At 65.0% G+C, this 23,064-nt stretch carries 18 protein-coding genes; 12 read left to right on the plus strand and 6 right to left on the minus strand.

Annotated elements, in window-relative coordinates:
- Positions 1-60 precede the first annotated feature (60 nt).
- Positions 61-1,134, plus strand: coding sequence for a tRNA epoxyqueuosine(34) reductase QueG (gene queG / locus BM275_RS17070; protein ID WP_090522477.1), 1,074 nt, complete (start codon positions 61-63; stop codon positions 1,132-1,134).
- A 21-nt stretch (positions 1,135-1,155) separates the two neighbouring features.
- On the opposite strand, the gene ftsH is transcribed toward queG, so the two are convergent.
- The 4 genes from ftsH to mpl form a co-directional block, all read right to left on the minus strand.
- On the minus strand, positions 1,156-3,003 hold the full coding sequence (gene ftsH, locus BM275_RS17075) for an ATP-dependent zinc metalloprotease FtsH (protein WP_090522479.1): 1,848 nt from the start codon (positions 3,001-3,003) through the stop codon (positions 1,156-1,158).
- An 88-nt stretch (positions 3,004-3,091) separates the two neighbouring features.
- Positions 3,092-3,382: a YceK/YidQ family lipoprotein gene (locus tag BM275_RS17080; protein ID WP_041015954.1), complete on the minus strand. Its 291-nt coding sequence runs from the start codon at positions 3,380-3,382 to the stop codon at positions 3,092-3,094.
- A 1-nt stretch (position 3,383) separates the two neighbouring features.
- Entirely contained in the window at positions 3,384-4,013 is a 630-nt protein-coding gene (gene ubiX, locus BM275_RS17085) for a flavin prenyltransferase UbiX (RefSeq protein ID WP_014819036.1), read from the minus strand.
- A 171-nt stretch (positions 4,014-4,184) separates the two neighbouring features.
- Positions 4,185-5,534, minus strand: a complete 1,350-nt coding sequence (mpl, locus tag BM275_RS17090) for a UDP-N-acetylmuramate:L-alanyl-gamma-D-glutamyl-meso-diaminopimelate ligase (RefSeq protein WP_090522482.1) — start codon at positions 5,532-5,534, stop codon at positions 4,185-4,187.
- Positions 5,535-5,738: 204 nt separating this feature from the next.
- On the opposite strand from mpl, the gene yiaY reads away from it, so the two are divergent.
- From yiaY to eutC, 5 genes are all read left to right on the plus strand, one after another.
- Positions 5,739-6,887, plus strand: a complete 1,149-nt coding sequence (gene yiaY, locus BM275_RS17095; RefSeq protein WP_090522484.1) for an L-threonine dehydrogenase — start codon at positions 5,739-5,741, stop codon at positions 6,885-6,887.
- A 152-nt stretch (positions 6,888-7,039) separates the two neighbouring features.
- Entirely contained in the window at positions 7,040-8,560 is a 1,521-nt protein-coding gene (gene exaC / locus BM275_RS17100; RefSeq protein ID WP_041015951.1) for an acetaldehyde dehydrogenase ExaC, read from the plus strand.
- 196 nt (positions 8,561-8,756) lie between these two features.
- Entirely contained in the window at positions 8,757-10,205 is a 1,449-nt protein-coding gene (eat, locus tag BM275_RS17105; RefSeq protein ID WP_090522486.1) for an ethanolamine permease, read from the plus strand.
- Between the two features lie 15 nt (positions 10,206-10,220).
- A complete protein-coding gene (locus tag BM275_RS17110; RefSeq protein WP_090522488.1) occupies positions 10,221-11,612 on the plus strand; it encodes an ethanolamine ammonia-lyase subunit EutB in 1,392 nt (463 codons plus the stop codon).
- An 85-nt stretch (positions 11,613-11,697) separates the two neighbouring features.
- On the plus strand, positions 11,698-12,492 hold the full coding sequence (gene eutC, locus BM275_RS17115; protein WP_090522490.1) for an ethanolamine ammonia-lyase subunit EutC: 795 nt from the start codon (positions 11,698-11,700) through the stop codon (positions 12,490-12,492).
- 6 nt (positions 12,493-12,498) lie between these two features.
- Here the strand turns inward: eutC and BM275_RS17120 are convergent, their stop codons facing one another.
- The gene (locus tag BM275_RS17120; RefSeq protein ID WP_090522491.1) at positions 12,499-14,052 is read right to left on the minus strand and encodes an alkaline phosphatase D family protein; all 1,554 of its coding nucleotides are present in this window, start codon (positions 14,050-14,052) and stop codon (positions 12,499-12,501) included.
- Between the two features lie 148 nt (positions 14,053-14,200).
- Here BM275_RS17120 and BM275_RS17125 point away from each other — a divergent pair, with 148 nt between their 5' ends.
- Positions 14,201-15,013 (plus strand): M90 family metallopeptidase, encoded by an 813-nt coding sequence (locus BM275_RS17125; RefSeq protein ID WP_090522493.1) that lies wholly within the window; start codon positions 14,201-14,203, stop codon positions 15,011-15,013.
- A 106-nt stretch (positions 15,014-15,119) separates the two neighbouring features.
- Positions 15,120-15,647, plus strand: a complete 528-nt coding sequence (gene ppa / locus BM275_RS17130; RefSeq protein WP_014819027.1) for an inorganic diphosphatase — start codon at positions 15,120-15,122, stop codon at positions 15,645-15,647.
- A 54-nt stretch (positions 15,648-15,701) separates the two neighbouring features.
- On the opposite strand, the gene BM275_RS17135 is transcribed toward ppa, so the two are convergent.
- Positions 15,702-17,186, minus strand: a complete 1,485-nt coding sequence (locus BM275_RS17135) for a sensor domain-containing diguanylate cyclase (protein ID WP_244153886.1) — start codon at positions 17,184-17,186, stop codon at positions 15,702-15,704.
- A gap of 245 nt (positions 17,187-17,431) precedes the next feature.
- Between BM275_RS17135 and BM275_RS17140 the strand changes: the two genes are divergently transcribed.
- The 4 genes from BM275_RS17140 to BM275_RS17155 all read left to right on the plus strand — a co-directional run bounded on the left by BM275_RS17140 (position 17,432) and on the right by BM275_RS17155 (position 23,056).
- Complete coding sequence (locus BM275_RS17140) at positions 17,432-18,364, plus strand: ABC transporter substrate-binding protein (protein ID WP_090522495.1); 933 nt, start codon at positions 17,432-17,434, stop codon at positions 18,362-18,364.
- Positions 18,358-20,748, plus strand: coding sequence for a putative bifunctional diguanylate cyclase/phosphodiesterase (locus BM275_RS17145; RefSeq protein ID WP_090522497.1), 2,391 nt, complete (start codon positions 18,358-18,360; stop codon positions 20,746-20,748). Before BM275_RS17140 ends, BM275_RS17145 begins: the two co-directional genes overlap by 7 nt.
- Before the next feature lie 89 nt (positions 20,749-20,837).
- Positions 20,838-21,335, plus strand: coding sequence for an RNA polymerase sigma factor (locus tag BM275_RS17150; protein WP_041015942.1), 498 nt, complete (start codon positions 20,838-20,840; stop codon positions 21,333-21,335).
- A 197-nt stretch (positions 21,336-21,532) separates the two neighbouring features.
- Positions 21,533-23,056: a pyridoxal phosphate-dependent decarboxylase family protein gene (locus tag BM275_RS17155; RefSeq protein ID WP_090522499.1), complete on the plus strand. Its 1,524-nt coding sequence runs from the start codon at positions 21,533-21,535 to the stop codon at positions 23,054-23,056.
- Positions 23,057-23,064 lie beyond the last annotated feature (8 nt).

The raw sequence follows: 23,064 nt of genomic DNA on the forward strand, positions 1-23,064 counted from the left end.
GATCATCGCGGCGGAATGTCTGGCAGAATTATACGCACCCGCCTGTCGTGCCGCTCTCCAATGTCCAGCCTCTCTCTCGACCCCGCCGCCCTCGCCCAATCCATCAAGGAATGGGGGCGTGAGCTCGGCTTCCAGCAGGTGGGGATCACCGATGTCGACCTCGGCGAGCACGAAGCGCATCTGGAGGCCTGGCTGGCAGCCGGGTATCAAGGCGAGATGGACTACATGGCCGCCCACGGCAGCAAGCGTTCGCGGCCGGACGAACTGGTACCGGGCACCCTCAGGGTGATCTCCCTGCGCATGGACTACCTGCCCGGCGACACGCGCATGACGCAGCAGCTCGCGAGTCCGGAGAAGGCCTATGTGTCACGCTATGCGCTGGGCCGCGACTACCACAAGCTGATCCGCAAACGCATCCAGCAGCTCGCCGAGCGCATTCAGCAGATGGTCGGCCCGTTCGGCTTTCGCGCCTTCGTCGACAGCGCGCCAGTGCTGGAGAAGGCCGCCGGGCAGCAGGCCGGCCTCGGCTGGATCGGCAAGAACACCCTGCTGCTCAATCGCAAGGCCGGCAGCTGGTTCTTTCTCGGCGAGTTGTTCGTTGATATCGCGTTGCCGGTCGACGAACCAGCGACCCGCGATCATTGCGGCAGCTGCCACGCCTGCCTGGACGTCTGCCCCACCGATGCCTTCGTCGGCGAACGGCTACTCGATGCGCGACGCTGCATTTCCTATCTCACCATCGAGCTGAAAGGCGCGATCCCCATCGAGCTGCGCGACAAGATCGGCAACCGCGTATTCGGCTGCGACGATTGCCAGATCGTCTGCCCGTGGAACCGATTCGCCCGCCCCACCGAGCAGAGTGACTTTCAACCACGCCATAGCCTGGACAACGCCGAGCTGGCGACCCTGTTCCGCTGGACGGAAGAGGAGTTTCTCAGCCGCACCGAGGGTTCGCCGCTACGCCGCGCCGGTTACCAGCGCTGGCTGCGCAACCTGGCGGTCGGCCTGGGCAACGCGCCGTCAAGCATCCCGGTGCTGGAAGCGCTCCAGGCGCGCCGCGACGACCCCTCGGAGCTGGTACGCGAGCATGTCGAGTGGGCGCTGGCGCAACATGCCCAGCGCCAGGCCGACTGACTCGCCAGCCCTGACGCCGCATCAGGCCTGAGGGGGTGCCTGTACCAGGTCGCTGGCTGGAGCGGCGCTGAGCTCACGCAGCTCATCGGCATCCAGCGTCTCCTGCTGCAGCAAACGACGCGCGCAGCGCTCAAGCAGTTCATGCCGCTCCTCGAGCAACCCCAGGCTGCGTTGGAATGCAGACTGCACCAGCTCCTGCACTTCCTCATCAATCGCCGTGGCGGTGCTCTCGGCATAATCATGTTGCGGCTTGAGGCCGAGCATCGCCTCGTTGCCAAGGAACGAGTTCGGCTCACGCTCCAGCGCCAGATGCCCGAGACGCTTGGACATGCCGTAACGGGTGACCATGGCCCGGGCGATATCGGTGACCTTGGCCAGATCGTCCGCGGCGCCGGTGGACAGATGGGCGAACACCAGCCATTCCGCCGCGCGCCCGCCGAGCAGCACGGCCATCTTGTTTTCCAGCTCCTCGCGGGTCATCAGGAAGCGATCCTCGATGGGCCGCTGGATGGTGTAGCCCAGTGCGCCCATGCCGCGCGGGATGATCGACACCTTGTGCACCGGATCGACCCCCGGCAGAGCCATGGCCACCAGGGCATGGCCCATCTCGTGATAGGCGACGATCTCCCGTTCGCGCGGGTTGAGCAGGCGATTGCGCTTCTCCAGGCCGGCGATGATGCGTTCGATAGCCGCAGTGAAATCTTCCATCGCCACCGCATCGGCATTGCGCCGGGTCGCCAGCAGCGTCGCTTCGTTGACCAGGTTGGCCAGGTCGGCACCGGTAAAGCCCGGCGTCAGCGCGGCGATGGCCTGCGGGTCGACATCGATACCCAGCCGCGATTTCTTCAGATGCACATTGAGAATCTGTACCCGCCCAACCTTGTCCGGCCGATCGACCAGCACCTGACGGTCGAAACGGCCGGCACGCAGCAGCGCCGGGTCGAGGATTTCCGGGCGGTTGGTGGCTGCCAGCAGGACCAGCCCGCTGGAGGTATCGAAGCCGTCCATTTCCACCAGCAGCTGGTTGAGCGTCTGCTCCTTCTCGTCATGCCCGCCGGACAGCGGCCCGGCACCGCGGGCGCGACCGAGGGCATCCAGTTCGTCGATGAAGATGATCGCTGGCGCCTGGGCCCGCGCCTGTTCGAAGAGATCGCGCACCCGCGCGGCACCGACGCCGACGAACATCTCGACGAACTCGGAACCGGAAATGGAGAAGAACGGCACCTTCGCCTCGCCAGCAACGGCGCGCGCCAGCAACGTTTTGCCGGTGCCGGGTGGACCGACCAGCAGCACGCCCTTGGGCATGCGTCCGCCTAGGCGGCCATAGGTTTGCGGATCGCGGAGAAACTCGATGATTTCCTTGAGCTCGTCCTTGGCCTCGTCGACGCCAGCGACATCGGCGAAGCTCACCTTCATGTCGGTCTCGACATAGACACGCGCCTTGCTCTTGCCGATCTGCATCATGCCGCCGCCGCCCAGGCCGCTGCCGATGCGCTTGAGCAGGAACAGCCAGATGCCGAAGAAGAGCATGGCCGGCACGATCCACGACAGCAGGTCACGCACCAGCGTGCTTTCCACCTTGCCGGTGTAGCGCACCGGGTACTGCTGCAGATGCTCGGCCAACTGCGGTTCGACGCGGTTGCTGATGAAACGTCGCTGACCGCTGGCCAAGGGCTCCTTGAGCAAGCCCTCGATGCGCCGCTCGGTGATCGCCAGCTCTTCGACGCGGCCCTCCTTGAGGTGCTGCTCGAACTCGCTGTAGGGGATGGTCGCCACCTCCTGCTGGATCGACAGCAGGTACTGCAGGCCGAGGAACACCAGAATGGCAATCATCCAGTAATTCATGTGGAACTGAGTTCGGTCTTTCACACCTGTTCTCCTTGTGCCGCAGACGGGGAAATTATGCCTGCTGCACGGGAGGCCAGCCTGAACCCAGATCAGTAATAAGGCGCGCCGCTCAAAGACCGCCGCGCACGCCGAGGCCGACACCCAGCTCCGCCGCCACGGCGAAGGGCAACAGCAGCGTATCCACCAGGGCGCTGGCGGGCAGATCCAGCGCGGGATATTTCGGCGGCATGGCACCGAAACGATCCATCGGGCAGCAACCGCCGTTGAGGCTGTACCAGTCCAGGCGTGTGCCGGAATAGATGATCGGTGCGCCGGGCTTGGCGGCATCCAGCGTGCGCACGCTGGCACAGCCGCCGAGCAGACTCAGCGTCATCAGCACCAGCAGCGCGCGGCCGATCATCTCAGTCGTCACTGACGATATGGTGCTCGCCCCAGCGCGGCAGCATGTCCTGCGGGATATTGAGCAGATTGAGGATGCGCGCTACGACGAAATCGACCAGATCATCGATGGTCTGCGGCTGGTGATAGAAGCCCGGCGAGGCCGGCAGGATGGTCACCCCGAGGTTGGATAGCTTGAGCATGTTCTCAAGGTGAATGCTCGAATAAGGGGCCTCACGCGGTACCAGGATCAACTGGCGACGTTCCTTGAGCGCGACGTCGGCGGCACGCTCGATCAGGTTGTTGCAGGCGCCGGCGGCAATCGCCGACAGCGTGCCGGTCGAGCATGGCACCACCACCATCGCGGTCGGTGCGCCGGAGCCGGAGGCCGGTGGCGCCATCCAGTCCTCCTTGGCGAACACGCGGATCTGCCCTGCGGCGGCACCGGTGTATTCCGAGAGGAACGCCTGCATGGCCTGCGGCTTGGCCGGCAGCACCACATCGGTCTCGGTGGCCATGACCAGCTGCGCGGCCTTGGAGATCAGGAAGTGCACCTCGCGGTCTTCCTGGATCAGGCAATCGAGCAGGCGCAGGCCGTACTGCGCGCCGGATGCGCCGGTCATGGCCAAGGTGATGCGTTCCGGTCCGTTCATACATTTGTTCCCTTGTAGCCACTTGGTCGTGTTCGGGCGGGCTGAAGCGGAACGCCGCCCGGCCCACCCTACTTGCTGATGCGATCCGCGTGGAAATGCCTTCGGCGATTTCCACCCTACCCACGGTCATCGTTGGGTGGAAAACCGCGAAGCGTTTTCCACCTTGAGCAATCAGCTCAACGCCTCAGCCAATTTGCCGTGCAACCCACCGAAACCGCCATTGCTCATCACCACCACCTGGGTGCCCGGCACGGCGTCAGCTTTCACCTTGGCGATGATCGCCTCCAGCGAATCGCACACGGTGGTCGGCACCGGCGAGCCGGCGACGGTTGCGGCCAGATCCCAGCCAAGATTGGCGGGTGCGTACCAGATCGCCTGGTTGGCCAGCGCCACGGATTCAGCCAGGCCCTCGCGATGCGCGCCGAGCTTCATGGAGTTGGAACGCGGTTCGACCACCGCGATGATCGGCGTATCACCGACGCGCTTGCGCAGGCCGTCGAGGGTGGTGGCGATGGCGGTCGGATGGTGGGCGAAGTCGTCATAGATGGTCACGCCGTTGACCTCGGCGACCTTTTCCATGCGTCGCTTGACGCTCAGGAACTCGCTCAGCGCCTCGGCGCCCTGCTTCGGCAGCACACCCACATGCCGCGCCGCGGCGAGCGTCGCCAACGCGTTGTTAACGTTGTGCTGGCCGGTCAGGTCCCATTCCACTACGCCCTGTACGACGCCCTCGAAGATCACCTCGAAGCGCGAACCGTCGGCGCTGAGCAGCTTCGCCTGCCACTGGCCGCCGTCACCGGTGGTCTGCACAGGGGTCCAGCAGCCCATGCCGATGACGCGCTTGAGCGCACCTTCCGACTCGGGATGGATGATCAGCCCCTCGCCCGGCACCGTGCGTACCAGATGATGAAACTGCCGCTCGATAGCGGCGAGATCCGGAAAGATGTCCGCGTGATCGAATTCCAGGTTGTTGAGGATCGCGGTGCGCGGGCGGTAGTGGACGAACTTGCTGCGCTTGTCGAAGAAAGCACTGTCGTATTCGTCGGCCTCGACCACGAAGAACGGAGTACCACCGAGCCGTGCGGAGATACCGAAGTTCTGCGGCACGCCACCGATAAGAAAGCCCGGGCTCATGCCGGCATGTTCCAGAACCCAGGCCAACATGCTACCGGTGGTGGTCTTGCCATGGGTTCCGGCCGCCGCCAGCACCCAGCGCCCCTGCAGCACGTGGTCGGCCAGCCACTGCGGGCCGGAGACATAGGGCAGGCCCTTGTTCAGCACGTATTCCACCGCCGGGTTGCCGCGACTGAGAGCATTGCCGATCACCACTAGGTCCGGCGCCGGCTCGAGCTGGCTCGGCTCGTAGCCCTGGGTCAGCTCGATGCCCTGGGCTTCGAGCTGGGTGCTCATCGGTGGATAGACGTTGGCGTCGGAGCCGGTGACGCGATGCCCGAGTTCCTTGGCCAGCACCGCGAGCGAACCCATGAAGGTGCCGCAGATGCCGAGAATGTGGATATGCATGGATGCCCTCAAAAGCGGTGAGACCCACTGAAAAACTGCGGCGCAGGTTAGCACAGCAGGTCCCGCCAGCCGACCAGGCGCCGTTAGTCGGACGCAGAGCCGAAACACGACCGACTAGTCACCTTCTTGAGCCAGATCATTTCGCCCTCAGGTCCAGATGCGATGCTGCGAAAACCTCATTCCAGACAATCACAGGCATTCACCATGAGCAGCACCTTCTTCATACCCGCAGTGAACATGATGGGCGCCGGAAGCCTCGATGAAGCGATGGTCGCCATCGCCAACTACGGCTTTCGCAAAGCGCTGATCGTCACCGATGTCGGACTGGCACGAGCAGGCGTCGCCGAAAAGGTCGCCGCGCTGCTGGCTGCCGCGGATATCCAATCGAACGTATTCGACGGCGCACAACCGAACCCAACCGTCGGCAACGTCGAGAAGGGCCTGGCCCAGCTGCGCGACAGCGCCTGCGATTTCATCATTTCCCTCGGTGGCGGCTCGCCTCATGACTGCGCCAAGGGCATCGCCCTGTGCGCCACCAACGGCGGGAATATCGCCGACTACGAAGGCGTCGACCGCTCCGCCAAACCACAACTGCCGCTGGTGGCGATCAACACCACCGCCGGCACCGCCAGCGAGATGACTCGCTTCTGCATCATCACCGACGAAACCCGCCACGTGAAAATGGCCATCGTCGACCGCAATGTCACGCCGCTGCTGTCGGTGAACGACCCGGCATTGATGGTCGCCATGCCCAAGGGGCTGACCGCCGCGACCGGCATGGACGCCCTCACCCACGCGATTGAAGCCTATGTCTCGACCGCCGCCACGCCGATCACCGATGCCTGCGCGCTCAAGGCCATCGAACTGATCTCGGCAAACCTGCGTACCGCCGTCGAGAACGGCAGCGACATGCCCGCCCGCGAAGCCATGGCCTACGCACAGTTCCTCGCCGGGATGGCGTTCAACAACGCCTCGCTGGGCTACGTCCACGCCATGGCTCACCAGCTCGGCGGCTTCTACGACCTGCCGCACGGCGTCTGCAACGCCGTACTGCTGCCTCACGTGGAGAGCTACAACGCCAGCGTCTGCCCCGAACGCCTGCGCGACGTTGCAACCGCGATGGGCGTGGAGACCCGCGGACTCGACGCCGCGCAGGGTGCCGAAGCCGCACTCGTGGCAATCCGTACCCTGTCGCAGGCAATCGGCATTCCGGGCGGCCTGGCCGAGCTTGGCGCCAAGGCCGATGACATCCCGACGCTGGCCGCCAACGCCATGAACGATGCCTGCGGCCTGACCAACCCGCGCCGCGCCACGCAAGAGGAAATCGAAGCGATCTTCCATAGCGCCCTCTGAGCCCCTGGGCCGGGGCTTCCGTCCCGGCCCGACCGCGCGGCAGCGCTCGCTCTGCCGCCACGAAAAGCGCCCCTGGCCACCGCGACAGTATTCAAGTCGTGATCTACGCTTTATGCAGCGAATCTCCATCCAAGAACAAACCGGAGCCCCCCATGATCTACGCCCCTCCCGGCACCGACGGTGCCCTCGTTACCCTCAAGGCCCGCTACGGCAACTTCATCAATGGCGAGTTCGTCGAACCCGTCAACGGGCAGTATTTCACCAACCTGTCTCCGGTTAATGGACAGCCGATTGCCGAGTTTCCGCGCTCCGACGCCGCCGACATCGAGAAGGCGCTGGACGCCGCCCATGCCGCTGCCGATGCCTGGGGCAAGACCAGCGTGCAGGCGCGCTCGCTGATCCTGTTGCAGATCGCCGACCGTATCGAGCAGAACCTGGAGATGCTCGCCGTCACCGAAACCTGGGACAACGGCAAGGCCGTGCGGGAAACGCTGAACGCCGATATCCCGCTGGCGGCTGACCACTTCCGTTACTTCGCCGGTTGCATCCGCGCCCAGGAGGGCACCGCAGCCGAGATCGACGAGCACACCGCGGCCTATCACTTCCATGAGCCGCTGGGCGTGGTCGGGCAGATCATCCCGTGGAACTTCCCGATTCTGATGGCCGCCTGGAAACTCGCCCCGGCACTGGCGGCAGGCAACTGCGTGGTGCTGAAACCGGCCGAGCAGACCCCTCTAGGTATCGCAGTGCTGATGGAAGTCATCGGCGACTTGCTGCCCCCGGGCGTGCTCAACGTCGTGCAGGGCTACGGCCGTGAAGCCGGCGAGGCCCTGGCCTCGAGCAAGCGCATCGCCAAGATCGCCTTCACCGGCTCTACCCCGGTGGGCTCGCACATCATGAAGCGCGCCGCGGAAAGCATCATCCCGAGCACCGTAGAGCTGGGCGGCAAGAGCCCGAACATCTACTTCGAAGACATCATGCAGGCCGAACCGACCTTCATCGAGAAGGCCGCCGAAGGCCTGGTGCTGGGCTTCTTTAACCAGGGCGAGGTGTGCACCTGCCCGTCGCGCGCGCTGGTGCAGGAATCCATCTACGCCCCCTTCATGGAAGCGGTGATGAAGAAGGTCGCGCAGATCAAGCGCGGCGACCCGCTGGACACCGAGACCATGGTCGGCGCCCAGGCCAGCCAGCAGCAGTTCGACAAGATCATGTCCTACCTGGAGATCGCCAAGGGCGAAGGCGCGGAGGTGCTCACCGGCGGCGCAGCGGAGAAGCTCGAAGGCTCTCTCGCCACCGGCTATTACATCCAGCCGACCCTGCTCAAGGGCACCAACCAGATGCGTGTGTTCCAGGAGGAGATCTTCGGCCCGGTGATCGGCGTCACCACCTTCAAGGATGAAGCCGAAGCCCTGGCCATCGCCAACGACACCGAGTACGGCCTCGGTGCTGGCGTATGGACCCGCGACATCAACCGCGCCTACCGCATGGGCCGGGCGATCAAGGCGGGCCGTGTCTGGACCAACTGCTACCACCTCTATCCGGCCCATGCCGCGTTCGGTGGCTACAAGAAGTCCGGCGTCGGTCGCGAAACCCACAAGATGATCCTCGACAGCTACCAGCAGACCAAGAACCTGCTGATCAGCTACGACATCAACCCGCTGGGCTTCTTCTGATAGATCGGCGCGGGCGGCATACCCGCCCGCGCCTTGAACAAGACACCTGCCGGGCTCCGCCGTGGTGCTGCGGAGCACGCAAAAGGTGCGTTCCTGTCACACTTGGCTGACAAAACACCGTAAATATCGCATTTCCGGCGTGGGGCATGACGCTTGCTAGGGAGAGACCTGCCAACCTATCCAAGAGGATTCCCCCATGGCCCTCGAACACAGCCGTTCAACGCCACCGCACCATGCAATCGATTTCGAAACCGTTGGCAGTAGCTATTTCCAGGAACGCGAACTGAAGAAAGGCGCCGCCGGCTGGGTGCTGCTGGTCGGTCTCGGCGTCGCCTACGTGATCTCCGGCGACTATGCCGGCTGGAACTTCGGGCTCGCCCAGGGCGGTTGGGGTGGCTTGTTCATCGCCACGTTGCTGATGGCGACCATGTACCTGTGCATGTGCTTCTCGCTGGCCGAGCTGTCATCGATGGTGCCCACGGCTGGTGGCGGCTACGGTTTTGCCCGTACCGCGTTCGGCCCGCTGGGCGGCTTTCTCACCGGCACGGCGATCCTCATCGAGTACGCCATCGCGCCGGCGGCCATCGCCGTGTTCATCGGCGCCTATTGCGAATCGCTGTTCGGCATCGGCGGCTGGATGATCTATCTCGCCTTCTACATTATCTTCATCGGCATCCATATCTTCGGCGTCGGCGAGGCGCTGAAGCTGATGTTCATCATCACCGCCGTCGCGGCCCTGGCGCTGGCGGTGTTCATCGTCGCGATGGTGCCGCACTTCTCGGTGGACAAGCTGCTCGATATCGCGCCGACCACCGCTGCCGGTGCCAGCAACTTCCTGCCCTACGGCTACGTCGGCATCTGGGCGGCGATTCCCTACGCGATCTGGTTCTTCCTCGCTGTGGAAGGCGTGCCGCTGGCCGCCGAGGAAACCAAGAACCCGCAGCGCGACATGCCACGCGGGCTGATCGGCGCCATGCTGATACTGGTCGCCTTTGCCGGCCTGATCTTGCTGGTCGGCCCGGGCGGCGCCGGCTCCAGCACCCTGGTGGCCTCCGGCAATCCGCTGGTGGAAGCGCTGACCACCGCCTACGGGTCGTCCACCTGGATGAGCGGCTTCGTCAATCTAGTCGGCCTGGCCGGGCTGATCGCCAGCTTCTTCTCGATCATTTATGCCTATTCGCGGCAGATCTTCGCGCTGTCACGGGCCGGCTACCTGCCGCGCAAGTTATCGCTGACCAACAAGAACAAGGCGCCAGTGCTGGCCCTGGTGATTCCCGGCGTCATCGGTTTCCTGCTGTCGCTGTCCGGCCAGGGCGACCTGCTGATCCTCGTCGCGGTGTTCGGCGCAACCATCTCCTACGTCTTGATGATGGCCTCGCACATCGTCCTGCGCCTGCGCAGGCCTGACCTGCATCGCCCGTACAGGACACCCGGCGGCATCGTCACCTCGGGCGTGGCGCTGGTGCTGGCCTGCATCGCGGTCATCGCGGGCTTCCTGGTCGATCCCCGCGTGGTAATCGGCGCCGCGATCATCTACGGGATCTTCATCGCCTATTTCGCGATCTACAGTCGACACCATCTTGTTGCCGGCACGCCGGAAGAGGAATTCGCGGCGATCGAGAAGGCCGAAGCTTCACTGCACTGAAGGAAGGAGGCTGACATGGCGTACTCGCACAGCGTGGGCGGCACCACCTGGCGCTTCGACGACCTGCGCGAGGTGATGGCCAAGGCCAGCCCGGCGCGCTCCGGCGACCTGCTCGCCGGAGTCGCGGCCGACAGCGACGCCGAACGCGTTGCGGCGCAGATGTGCCTGGCCTCGGTGCCGCTCAAGCGCTTTCTCGAGGAAGCACTGATTCCCTACGAAAGCGATGAAGTGACTCGGCTGATCATCGACAGCCATGACGCCGCTGTCTTCGCCCCGGTCAGCCATCTGACCGTGGGCGATTTCCGCAACTGGCTGCTCAGCGATGATGCGAACGAGTCGTCGCTGAAAGCCCTCGCACCGGGGCTAACGCCGGAGATGGTCGCCGCGGTGTCGAAGATCATGCGTGTGCAGGACCTGATCCTCGTCGCGCAGAAGGTCCGCGTCGTCACTCGCTTTCGCAACAGCATCGGTCTGGCCGGGCGCATGTCCACCCGGCTGCAGCCGAACCATCCCACCGACGACGGCGCCGGCATCGCCGCGAGCATCCTCGACGGCCTGCTCTACGGCAACGGCGACGCGGTGATCGGCATCAACCCGGCCACCGACAGCACCGCCGGCATCTGCGAGCTGCTGAAGATGCTCGACGCGGTGATCGGCCGCTACGAGATCCCGACCCAGGCCTGCATCCTCACCCACGTCACCACCTCCATCGAGGCGATCAATCGCGGCGCGCCGCTGGATCTGGTGTTCCAGTCCATCGCCGGCACCGAGGCGGCTAACGCCAGCTTCGGCATCAGCCTGGCGACGCTGCAGGAAGGCTACGAGGCCGGTCTTTCGCAGAAGCGCGGCACCCTCGGCGACAACCTGATGTATTTCGAGACCGGCCAGGGCAGCGCGCTGTCGGCCAACGCCCACCACGGCGTCGATCAGCAGACCTGCGAAGCCCGCGCCTACGCCGTCGCACGCCGCTACAAGCCGCTGCTGGTTAACACCGTGGTGGGCTTTATCGGCCCGGAATACCTCTACAACGGCAAGCAGATCATCCGCGCCGGGCTGGAAGACCACTTCTGCGGCAAGCTGCTCGGCGTGCCCATGGGTTGCGACATCTGCTACACCAACCACGCCGAAGCCGACCAGGACGACATGGACATGCTGCTGACCCTGCTCGGCACAGCGGGCATCAACTTCATCATGGGCATCCCGGGCTCGGACGATGTGATGCTCAACTACCAGACCACCTCCTTCCACGACGCGCTCTACGTGCGCCAGGTGCTGGGCCTCAGGCCCGCGCCGGAATTCGAGGAGTGGCTGGCGAAGATGCAGATCCTCCGGCAGGACGGCAACCGCCTGCAGCTCGGCCGCGAGCTGCCCGAAGCCTTCCGCCGGGCGCTGGAGAAAATGGCATGAAGCCGCTCTCGTTACCTCGCCCATCCTCAGGTGGAAAACGCTGCACGCTTTTCCACGCGCCTGACCGTCACGCTCCGAGGTAGCCATGCACGACCGCTCCCCCACCACCGAAAATCCCTGGCAGCACCTGCGCCAGCTAACCCCGGCACGCATCGCCCTTGGCCGGGCTGGTGTCAGCCTGCCCACCGACGCGCAGCTGGATTTCCAGTTCGCCCACGCCCAGGCGCGCGATGCCGTGCATCTGCCACTGGACTGCGCAACGCTGGCCGCCGAACTGGAAAAGCATGACCTCAGTCATCTGCATCTGCGCAGCGCCGCCACCGACCGGCAGATCTACCTGCAGCGCCCGGACCTCGGTCGGCGCCTCGACGAAGCCAGCGCCGCAACGCTCGATGAGCATGCGGGCGACGGTTGCGATCTGGCGCTGGTGATCGCCGACGGCCTCTCCGCACTGGCGGTGCAGCGCCACGCCGCACCGATGGCCTTGAAGATCGCCGAGCAGTGTCAGGCCGAAGGCTGGGCGCTCGGGCCGATCACCCTGGTCGAACAGGGCCGCGTCGCGATTGCCGACGAAATCGGCCAGCGGCTGAAGGCGCGGATGGTGGTCATTCTGCTCGGCGAACGCCCAGGCCTCAGTTCGCCGGACAGCCTGGGCCTGTACTTCACCTGGGCGCCGCAGGTCGGCCGCCACGATGCGCAGCGCAACTGCATTTCCAACATTCGCCCCGAGGGTCTGAGCTACAACCTGGCCGCGCACCGCCTGCTCTATCTGATGCGCGAAGCCAGCCGCCGGCAGCTCTCTGGCGTACAGCTCAAGGACGAGGCAGAAGTCCCGGTGCTGGAAGGCGAATCCCGCGCCGGCAACTTCCTGCTCGGCTGAGCCTGCTCAGGCGGGCTGCCAGGGCTCAAGCGTCTGGCTGTAGACCACCGTGCCGTCGATGTCACGCAGACTCACGCCCAGCGCACCGCTCTGCGCGTCGATCTCCACCTCGCCGAAGAACTGGAAGCCGGCCCGCGGCGAGCTGTTCGCAGTCGCCGGAGCCTTCTGGAACACCACCTCCGGGCCGAAGGTGCCATCCAGCGGATTCGGTCCGAAGCTGCCGGCGTTCAGTGGCCCGGCGACAAACTCCCAGAACGGTTCGAAACGCTGATAGGCAGCGCGATTGGGGTGATAGTGATGCGCCGCACAATAGTGCACATCGGCGGTCAGCCAGACGGTGTTGCGCACCCGCGCGCGCTGGATGAAGGTCAGCAGCTCGGCAATCTCCAGCTCGCGGCCAAGCGCTTCGCCGTCATGGCCGTTGGCGATCGCCTCCCAGCGCGGACCGTCCGGTACGTGCAGGCCGATGGGCATGTCGGCGGCGATGACCTTCCAGGTTGCGCGCGAGGCCCGCAGCTCGCGCTTGAGCCAGCGCAGCTGCTCGCGGCCGAGAAACGCCGTGTCGGTGCCCTGCTCCGCTTGCAGGTTGTGGGTGTTCGGCCCGCGGTAGCTGCGCATGTCCAGCACGAACACATCCAGCAGCGGCCCGTAGTTGACCTTGCGGTAGATGCGCCCGAGCTTGTCGCCGCGGGCCAGGCGCATCGGTGCGTATTCCAGATACGCCTGGCGTGCGCGCTGCACCAGCGTATCGATGTCGCGCACCTGCTGATAGCGGTCATCCAGCTCCTTGCTCGGCGACCAGTTGTTGGTCACCTCGTGGTCATCCCACTGCCAGATCTGCGGCACCTCGGCGTTGAAGGCGCGCAGGTTCTCGTCCAGCAGGTTGTAGCGGTAGTTGCCGCGAAACTCGCGAAGCGTCTCGGCGACCTTGCTCTTCTCTTCGGTGACCAGGTTGCGCCAGACACTGCCGTCCTCGGCAGTCAGCTCGGCGGGGATCGGCCCGTCGGCATAGATCACGTCGCCGCTGTGCAGAAAGAAGTCCGGTCGGCGCATGCGCATGCTTTCGTAGATGCGCATGCCGCCGAAGTCCGGGTTGATGCCGTAGCCCTGGCCGCAGGTATCGCCACCCCAGACGAAACGGATATTGCGCGGGCGAGTTGGTGCGCTGCGCAGATGGCCGAACCAGGGCTCGCTGAGCACGCCGCTGCGAGCATCCTCGAAGCGCGCGCGGTAGAAGATCGACTGATCTGCCGGCAGCCCACGCAGATCAACGCGGGCGGTGAAGTCCTGACCGGCATCGGTGATCGAAGACAGCATGCGCCGCGGATTGCCGAAGCGGCTGCGCGTATCCCACTCGACGACCAATCGCCCGGGCCTGTCGCAGCGGCTCCAGATCAGCGCGCGGCCGTCCGTGACGTCGCCGGACTGCACGCCGTCGAGCATCTGCGGGCGCTCGCGCGGCGCGGCGATGATGGCGGGTGCAATGCCCAGGGCCGGCAGGGCGATGCCGGCGCCGATGCCCTGCAGCAGTTGGCGGCGTTTCTGATCCGGTGCGGTCATCTCGGGGTCTCCTTGCGAGTGAGTGGTTCTCCTGATGTAGCCGCCCCGCTTGACAGTCCCGTGACGCACCGACCGACGGTACTTCACTGCTTGTCGCATCCCGCAGCCACGCTTAATGTGGGCGCCCACTTCGCTGGAGCCTCCGCCCATGTGGTCCTTCCGCGCCTGGCAGCGCAAACGCATCCTTGCCCGCAATCCGGTCGCGCCTGAGCTGTGGCAGCAGGTGCTCGACAGCCTGCCGATACTCGATGGCCTGAGCGGGGACGAGTTGAGCCGTCTGCGTGAGCGCGCCGTGCTGTTTCTGCACGACAAGCGCCTGACGCCGCTGGCAGGGGTCGAACTACAAGCCGAGGACCGCCTGCGCCTGGCGCTGCAGGCGCAATTGCCGCTGCTGCACCTGGCCGATCTCGGCTGGTATCGCGGCTTTCACGAGATCGTGATCTACCCCGACGACTTCCTCAGCCCGCAGAAGCACCGCGACGCCGCCGGCGTCGAGCATGAATGGGACGCCGAGCACAGCGGCGAAGCCTGGTTGCAGGGCCCGGTGATACTGGCCTGGCCTGGCGTACAGCAGAGTGGCGGCTGGGAGGCCTACAACCTGGTGATCCACGAGCTGGCGCACAAGCTGGACATGCTCAACGGCGACGCCAACGGCCTGCCGCCGCTGCACCGGCAGATGCGCATCGACGCCTGGGCCAGCGCCATGCAGCGCGCCTACGACCAGCTCGACCGCATGCTCGACGCCGACCCGGATGCCGAGACACTGATCGACCCCTACGCCGCCGAGAACCCGGCAGAGTTCTTTGCCGTGACCAGCGAGTATTTCTTCAGCGCGCCCGACGTGCTGCATCGGGCCTTTCCCGAGGTCTACGCGCAGCTGGCGGACTTCTATCGGCAGGACACGCTGGCGCGCTTGCAACGCCTGCAGGCCGAACATCCCGATTACCGGGAACCTGCGTAGGCCGGGCGCGTCGAAGCCGGCGTGCATTGCACGCGACATTGCGCCTATAATCGCGCCCACTTTTTCCGCCCCCAGGCCGCGCTGGCCGATCAGGAGCCCATCGTTCATGAGCTACAGCAAAGTCCCGGCTGGCAAAGACCTGCCGAACGACATCTACGTCGCCATCGAGATCCCGGCCAACCACGCGCCGATCAAGTACGAAATCGATCACGACACCGACTGCCTGTTCGTCGACCGCTTCATGGCCACCCCGATGTTCTACCCGGCCAACTACGGTTTCATTCCGCACACCCTGGCCGATGACGGCGACCCCCTCGACGTGCTGGTCGTGACCCCCTATCCGGTTGCCCCGGGTTCGGTCATCCGCTGCCGTCCGGTCGGCGTACTGAACATGACCGACGAAGCCGGCGGCGACGCCAAGCTGATCGCCGTTCCGCACGACAAGCTGACCCAGCTGTACGTGGACGTGAAGGAATACACCGATCTGCCGCCGCTGCTGATCGAGCAGATCAAGCACTTCTTCGAGAACTACAAGGATCTCGAGAAGGGCAAGTGGGTCAAGGTCGAAGGCTGGGAAGGCGCCGACGCCGCCCGTGCCGCCATCATCAAAGCTGCCGAGGCTTACCAGAAGTAAGTCGAAGCACTGAAGAAAAGCCGGCCACAAGCCGGCTTTTTTATTGCCCGCGATTTAGCCTTCCGCTTCGTCCTCCGGGCGGCCGACGCGAACCTGGTTTCGACCTCCGTGCTTGGCGTCATAGAGCGCCTTGTCCGCCCACGCGATCAACTGATCGATCTCATGCTGCCCGGCCTGCGTCTGGGCCACGCCGATGCTAACCGTGATCTCGATGTTGCCCGCTGCGGTCGTCAATGGCGCCTGCTCGATGGCCATGCGGATCTTCTCGGCCACACTGCGTGCGCCGTCGGGATCTGTATGCGGCAGTGCAATTGCAAACTCCTCTCCACCGAGACGGCCGAACAGATCGTGCGCGCGCAGCATGCTGGCGCATGTCGCAGTGAACTGCTTGAGTACCGCGTCGCCGATCGGATGGCCGTGCACATCGTTGACGCGTTTGAAGTGGTCGATGTCGAGCATCAGCAGGCTGAGGCTTTCATCGTGGCGGCGAGCCCGGGCAAGCTCGGCCTCCAGGCCGGTCAGGAACGATCGACGGCTGCTCACCCCCGTCAGCACATCGGTATTGGCCAGCTGCGCCAGTTGATCGTGAGCCTGACGCAGCTTTTCCGTGCTCTGGAAATAGCGGTTGCTCAGGACAAATATCAGCAGCGCGACCGCCGCCAGCAGCAGCGAGATGATGCCAGCCGAGGCAATCAGCAGCTCCCGGCGCTCATCGAACGCAGCCATGAAATCCTTCGGCGACAACAGCACCACGACCACGACCCCATCATCGGCGAGCCGCCGGTAGGCACCCAGGCGATACTCACCATCGATCGCGCTCACCCCTTCGTAATAACCGCGCGCAGGGGCATTCGGATCGAAATAGGGCTTGTCTTCCGGCACCTTGAAACGCCCGTAACGACCGACGACGGGCGCTCCCGCAGCAATGGCACGCAAGCTGCGATCAGTGCCAACCAGCGCGATGCTGCCATTGGGACCCACGTTTATCTGCTGGTAGTAGTCAGCGAAGAAGCTGGTGGGAATGGAGAGCACCAGAACGCCGGCGAACTCACCGTCTTGGTGAATGGGGCGAGTGAACTGGATGGTCCACTGTTTCGACACCCTGCCCAGCACCGGCTTGCTGATGAACAGGCGGTCTTCCCCGGGGTGGTCGCGGTGTACGCGGAAATGCTCGCGATCACTCAGATCCACAGGCTTGATATTCGCGTCGAGGTTGGAAAAAACCAGTCGGCCGTCCTTGTCGATCACTGCCAGTTGCGTGAGGAAATTGCCATAGACAGCCAGCTCCTCGTCCACATAACCGGCGAAGTCGGCGTGCTCCAGCACGTCTTCGCGCATATCTAGGAGCACGGTATCCATCAGTCTTATCACGCTGTGCACATGCGCCTCGAAGGCGGTGGCCAGGTTCATCGCGTCGTTGCGCGCGGCGTCCGTAGCGAGGACGCGCTCGTGCTTTATCTCATTGATAACGAAGACCCACATTGGCACCAGCGTCAGGGTCAATATGAGTGCCGCCAATAGTCCTGCCTTGCGTTTCAAGCTTCCGCTCCGTCGCGTCCTACGCGAAGTTCTTGTTCTGGAAGCTACCAGACGCGCGCTTGCGTCCGCCGGACACGTTGTCGCAGCTCAGCTGCCACGTCCGGCAGCAGGCACTGCGGACCCAGGTCATCGCGTCAACGGCGAGGTCTCTACTGCACTCGGTGGGAATACCCACTGCTTTAGCAGGGATTCCCGTGACCGTACGGTTTCGCTATGGTGGCATTCAGGTATCACGGAGTGATCGAATGGTCCGGGGCTCAATACTATTGATGACGTTCATCGTCTTGCTCGGCTGTCAGCCCGACCCGGACAATATCCGGGTCGGCAGTAACCGCTGGCTTGGCTATGCACCGTTGTATCTGGCAGACGAATTTCGATGGACGGCTCCAAGCGGCATTCGCCTGGTTGAGTACCCAACCACCACCGGCGTATTGCGCGGCTTTCGCAATGGCATGCTGGATGCCGCCATGCTGACCCTGGACGAAACGCTGCTGCTGCAGGCCAGCGCCGATCTGAATCTGGAGATCATTCTGGTCACCAATGTTTCCGCCGGCGCGGACGTCCTCTTCGCCCGCGCGCCGATAGCCACCCTCGACGACCTACGTGGCCGGCGAATCGGCGTGGAGAACACTGCGCTTGGTGCCTATTTCCTTTCCCGTGTGCTGGATCAGACGCAGCTGACCATTGCAGACTTAGAGGTGGTCAGCCTGCCGGTGCATGAGCAGGTCGAGGCGTATGCCGCCGGACGTGTCGATGCGGTTATCACCTTCGCCTCGGAAGGGCCGGCGCTGGAGGCCAGCGGCGCGCGCCGCATCTTCGACAGCCGCCAACTGCCGGGGGAGATCGTCGACGTTCTGGTCGTTGATCGCCAGCGGGTCAATCCTGAGCAGCGCAAGCGCCTCAGAGCGCTCTGGTTCGACGCCTTGCGCGCCTGGCAGGATCAGCGCGCCAAGACCGACCCGCACCTGCTTGCACGCCTGGGCCTGACGCCCGCTGCGCTGCAGGTCACTCTCGACGGTCTGCTCATGGGCGACCCTGCGGTTAATCGCGAATGGCTCCATGACGGCCAGCTGCACCGAAGCATCAAGCGCCTGAGCCGGTACATGAGCGAACGACAACTGCTGAACAACATCCGGCATGAGGGGCTGGTCCCCCGCTGTGAGGTGCTCGAATGCTGACAAGATTGTCGCTGCGAAAATCGCTGCCCCTGCTGCTGGGCATCTTCGGCCTGATGTTCACGGTGCTCTTGACCACCTGGCACCTGCCGACGCGCATCGAGGAAACGCTCACCGACTGGCGCGACCACACCGCGCAGCACCTAGCCCTGCTGCAGAGCAGCCTGAGCGACCATCGCCGGCTGGGGCGCAACGCCGAGCTGGAGACGGAGCTGGCCGACCTGGCGAGCCTGGAGGGGGTGCGCTGGGCGATGGTGATCGGCCCTGACCTGCAGATAATCGCCACCACCCGGCTGGGCCTGACCGCCGAGCGGCTCGAGCTGATCGACGCCGCCGCGCTCAAGGCCCGTGTCGACAGCGGTCGACCCGCCTGGGCCGGCGAAGGCGCGCGACAGCTGGCGATCTACCCGCTGGACCGTGTCGCACAGGATGGCACGCCGGTGCGCGAAGCGCTGCTGGCCGAATACGACTTCACGCCGATGCTCGCGCAGACCAAGCGTGACGCCTGGTTCTATCTGGCCCAGACCCTTACGTTATTGCTGCTGCTCGGCCTGATCCTCAACCGCATCTACGGACGCCTGCTGACGCGCCGCCTGGCGCGCATCGACCAGGCCGCAAGGCAGTTCGCCATCGACCAGCGGCCACAGACCCTGGCAGTGACCGGCCGCGATGAGATCGGCCGGCTCGCCGCCACCCTCAGTCGCATGATGAACCAGCTGCACGAGCGGCAGCTGGCCCTCAGCGAAAGCGAACAGCTCTTGCGCGACCTGATCGACACGGCGCCGATCGGCATGCTGGTGGTCGACCGCGAGCTGCGCGTGCTGCAGGCCAACCCGGCGGCTGCCGCCCTGTTCGGTTGTACGCCGGAGGAGCTCATCGGCAACCTGCCGGGCGACCGCCTGGCAGAGAGCGATGCCACCGCGCGCCTGCGCAGCACGCCGGCGAACACCACGCTGGAGCTGACCGGCCGCCGAAACGGTCAGGACATTCCGCTGGAAATCAGCTGCACGCCCTTCCAGCGCTACGGCGTGCGCCATTTCCTGGTCCTGCTGCGCGATATCAGCGACCGACTGCGCGCCGAACAACGGCTGCGCTTTCTCGCCCACTTCGATCCGCTGACCCAGCTGGCCAACCGCAACTACCTGATGCAGCGCCTCGACCAGCTGTTGGCAGCTCGCCTGCCGTTGAGCCTGCTCTACCTCGATCTGGATCACTTCAAGCGCATCAACGACAGCCTCGGCCACGAAATAGGGGACAAGTTGCTGATACAGATCGGCGATCGCCTCGGCCAGCTGATGCCGGAAAAATCCCTGCTTTCGCGCACCGGTGGCGACGAGTTCATGCTGTTGCTCGACAGCAGCGATGCCCGGCGTGCGGAACAACTGGCGAAAAGCATCATCGAGCGTTTCGAGCTGCCGGTGCGCATCGGTCAGTACGAGTGCTTCGTCAGCCCGAGCATCGGCATCGCCGTCAGCGACGGCCGGCACAGCGCCACCGAGCTGCTCAAGCGCGTCGACCTGGCGCTGTATGCGGCCAAGGACGCCGGACGCAATCGCACCGTCATCTACAACGAAGCACTCAGCGACGCAGCCGCCAGCCGCCGTGAGCTGGAGCAGGCACTGCGGCGCGCGCTGGATCACGAAGAGTTCGTGCTGCACTACCAGCCGCAGGTCAACGCCCAGGGTGAGCCGGAAGTCATGGAGGCCCTGCTGCGCTGGGCTTCTCCGGACCGCGGCCTGGTGCCGCCCGGGGAGTTCATTCCGGTGCTGGAAGAGAGCGGCATGATCATCGAGGCGACCCGCTGGGTGTTTCGCGAGGCCTGCCGCCAGGCTTGTCGCTGGCACGCCATGGGGCATGCGCTGCGCATCGCGGTCAACCTGTCGCCACTGGACTTCCGCCAGGCGGATCTGGCCGGCAGCCTGCTGGCGATTCTTGAGGAAGAAGGCGCATCGGCGAGCATGCTGGAACTGGAGGTCACCGAGAGTGCGCTGCTCGAAGCCGATGAGCATGTCCAGCAGACCCTCGGCCGTCTGAAGGCCGCCGGGCTGCCGCTGCTGCTCGACGACTTCGGCACCGGCTATGCCTCGCTGACCTACCTGCAGCGCTTCCGCTTCGATGGCATCAAGATCGACCGCGAGTTCGTCAGCGGGCTGCCGGATAGCGAACAGTCGGTCGCGCTGGTGCGCGGTATCCTCACCATGGCCAGCCACCTCGGCCTGCACGTGGTCGCCGAAGGCGTGGAGAACGAGCGTCAGGCGGCGTTCCTGCGCCTCAACGGCTGCCCCAGCTTGCAGGGATTCCACTACGCACGGCCGCAGCCGGCAGCGCAGTGCCGCCTGCAGCAGAACGGTCGACCGATCAACCTGCAGCTGCCGCTGGACGGATAAGCACCGACCGGCGTGCCAGCATTAAGCCTGCAATTGCGAACGGTTCGCATCTGGGATAGTTTCGTTGCCCCTCTCGGTGGCACGCTCCCATGCGCGACAACAACAAGATTTCCGATTCCTGCCTGCAGTGTTACGTCCATCATCGCCAGCAACTGGTCGCCCACCTCACGCGCCTCGGCGGCTGTCGCGCGCTGGCCGAGGACCTGGCGCAGGATGCCTGGCTGAAGCTCGCCCAGGTCATGCCCGAGCAGCGTCTCGACAATCCCAAGGCCTATCTCTTTCGCATCGCCACCAATCTGCTCCGCGACGCCATGCGCCATCGCGCCTTGCTCGGTGCATCAGACGAAGCTCCGCTGGAACTGATCGAAGCCGTGCAGGCCGACCCTTGCGGGCTGGTTGAAAACCACTGCGCGCTGCAGTGCGTGCTGCGCCAGCTCGATGACCTGCCGCCGCGTTGCCGCGAGGTGTTCGAACTGGCCCGGCTGGAAGGTCTCAGCCAGGCCGAGATAGCCGGACGCCTTGGCATCTCGGTGAATACCGTGATCGCCCAGCTGGCCAAGGCGCGCCAGCGGCTGGAGCGGCCGTAACTTTTTTTCTTCGACGCCGTAATGGTTTTTCCGCGCTGATTCGTCTTGCCTGTGCCCTTGCGCAATTGAGAGTTATTCTCGATTAACCGGCATCCTCGCAGATGCTTTCGTGCGGTCCAGCCGCCAGACAAGAAACCACCGAAGCCGCGAAAACGGCCCGCTCTGGGTCGCGGCCGCGCTCGGCCCGAGGAATGTGCATGACCCCGTCCAGTACCGTAGTGCCCTTCGCCCCCGGCCCCGTCAGCAACGGGCTGTTCACCCGCAGCAACCACGATGACTACCGCCAGCTCATGCAGCAGGGGCTGAACCTGGTGCAGCAGTGTCTGCAGCACCAGCAGCAGCCGTTCAGCGGCATCCTTCCGCAGGAACTGGCCGCCGATTTCGAACGCGTCGATCTGGAGCGCCCGCTGGGCGACGCCGGTGCCGCGCTGCGCGAGCTGGATCAGCTCTACCTGCGCGACGCGGTGTACTTCCATCATCCGCGCTACGTCGCCCACCTCAACTGCCCGGTGGTGCTGCCGGCGCTGCTCGCCGAAGTGCTGGTGTCGTCGCTCAATTCTTCGCTGGACACCTGGGACCAGAGCGCCGGCGGCACGCTGATCGAACAGCGCCTGATCGATTGGACCTGTGAGCGTATCGGCCTCGGCGGCCAGGCCGACGGCGTGTTCACCAGCGGCGGCACCCAGTCCAACCTGATGGGCCTGCTGCTGGCCCGCGAGCATGTCTGCAATCGATTGCCGGGCCACGGCGGCAACCTGCGCCATGGCCTACCGGCCGAGGCCGTCGGGCTGCGTATCTTCGCCTCCCGCGCCAGCCACTTCAGCGTGCAGAAATCCGCCGCGCTGCTGGGCCTGGGCTACGACGCCGTGCGCAGCATCGAAACCGACAGTGCCCAGTGCATGAGCGTGCCGGCGTTGGCCCAGGCCCTGGCCGACTGTCAGCGCCTGGGCGAGCTGCCCATGGCCGTGGTCGCCACCGCCGGCACCACCGACTTCGGCAGCATCGATCCGTTGCCGGAAATCGCCGCGCTGTGCCAGCACTATGGCGTCTGGCTGCACGTCGACGCGGCCTATGGCGGCGGTCTGCTGGTCGCACCGCGCTACCGCGACTGGCTGGCCGGCATCGAACATGCCGACTCGGTCACCGTCGACTATCACAAGTCGTTTTTCCAGCCGGTCAGCTGCAGCGGTTTCTTCGTTCGCCAGCGTCAGCACCTGAGCTACATCACTCACCACGCCGACTACCTCAACCCGCGCAGCCAGACCCGCGAGGGCACGCCGAACCTGGTCAACAAGAGCATCCAGACCACCCGCCGCTTCGACGCGCTGAAGCTCTGGCTGACCCTGCGCATCCTCGGTGCCGAGCATATCGGTGCGATGTTCGAGGAGGTCATCGACCGCGCTGCCGACACCCATCGCCTGCTCGCCGAGGACCCGGCCTTCGAGGTCTTCGCCCCGCGCCTGAGCACGCTGGTGTTCCGTTTCGTCGCCCCGGGCGTGGCCGACGAGCGTCTGGATGAGATCAACCGCGAGATCCGCAAGGCGATCTTCCGCTCCGGCGCGGCGGTGATCGCCGCCACCGTGGTCGAGGGCCGCCAGCACCTCAAGTTCACCCTGCTCAACCCGGAAACCACGCTGGACGACCTGCGCACCATCGTCGAGCTGATTCGCGGCCACGGCACTCGCCTGCTCGACGGCCTACCCACCGCCGCCAACCAGTAAGGAGATCG

The sequence above is a fragment of the Stutzerimonas kunmingensis genome (assembly GCF_900114065.1).
GTDB lineage: Bacteria > Pseudomonadota > Gammaproteobacteria > Pseudomonadales > Pseudomonadaceae > Stutzerimonas > Stutzerimonas kunmingensis.

Bases quoted from the DNA above. Each gene is read 5' to 3' on its own strand.
- queG (WP_090522477.1), top strand. From the start codon at position 61: ATGTCCAGCCTCTCTCTCGACCCCGCCGCCCTCGCCCAATCCATCAAG.
- BM275_RS17080 (WP_041015954.1), bottom strand. From the start codon at position 3,382: ATGATCGGCCGCGCGCTGCTGGTGCTGATGACGCTGAGTCTGCTCGGC.
- ubiX (WP_014819036.1), bottom strand. From the start codon at position 4,013: ATGAACGGACCGGAACGCATCACCTTGGCCATGACCGGCGCATCCGGC.
- mpl (WP_090522482.1), bottom strand. From the start codon at position 5,534: ATGCATATCCACATTCTCGGCATCTGCGGCACCTTCATGGGTTCGCTC.
- yiaY (WP_090522484.1), top strand. From the start codon at position 5,739: ATGAGCAGCACCTTCTTCATACCCGCAGTGAACATGATGGGCGCCGGA.
- exaC (WP_041015951.1), top strand. From the start codon at position 7,040: ATGATCTACGCCCCTCCCGGCACCGACGGTGCCCTCGTTACCCTCAAG.
- eat (WP_090522486.1), top strand. From the start codon at position 8,757: ATGGCCCTCGAACACAGCCGTTCAACGCCACCGCACCATGCAATCGAT.
- BM275_RS17110 (WP_090522488.1), top strand. From the start codon at position 10,221: ATGGCGTACTCGCACAGCGTGGGCGGCACCACCTGGCGCTTCGACGAC.
- eutC (WP_090522490.1), top strand. From the start codon at position 11,698: ATGCACGACCGCTCCCCCACCACCGAAAATCCCTGGCAGCACCTGCGC.
- BM275_RS17120 (WP_090522491.1), bottom strand. From the start codon at position 14,052: ATGACCGCACCGGATCAGAAACGCCGCCAACTGCTGCAGGGCATCGGC.
- BM275_RS17125 (WP_090522493.1), top strand. From the start codon at position 14,201: ATGTGGTCCTTCCGCGCCTGGCAGCGCAAACGCATCCTTGCCCGCAAT.
- ppa (WP_014819027.1), top strand. From the start codon at position 15,120: ATGAGCTACAGCAAAGTCCCGGCTGGCAAAGACCTGCCGAACGACATC.
- BM275_RS17140 (WP_090522495.1), top strand. From the start codon at position 17,432: ATGGTCCGGGGCTCAATACTATTGATGACGTTCATCGTCTTGCTCGGC.
- BM275_RS17145 (WP_090522497.1), top strand. From the start codon at position 18,358: ATGCTGACAAGATTGTCGCTGCGAAAATCGCTGCCCCTGCTGCTGGGC.
- BM275_RS17150 (WP_041015942.1), top strand. From the start codon at position 20,838: ATGCGCGACAACAACAAGATTTCCGATTCCTGCCTGCAGTGTTACGTC.
- BM275_RS17155 (WP_090522499.1), top strand. From the start codon at position 21,533: ATGACCCCGTCCAGTACCGTAGTGCCCTTCGCCCCCGGCCCCGTCAGC.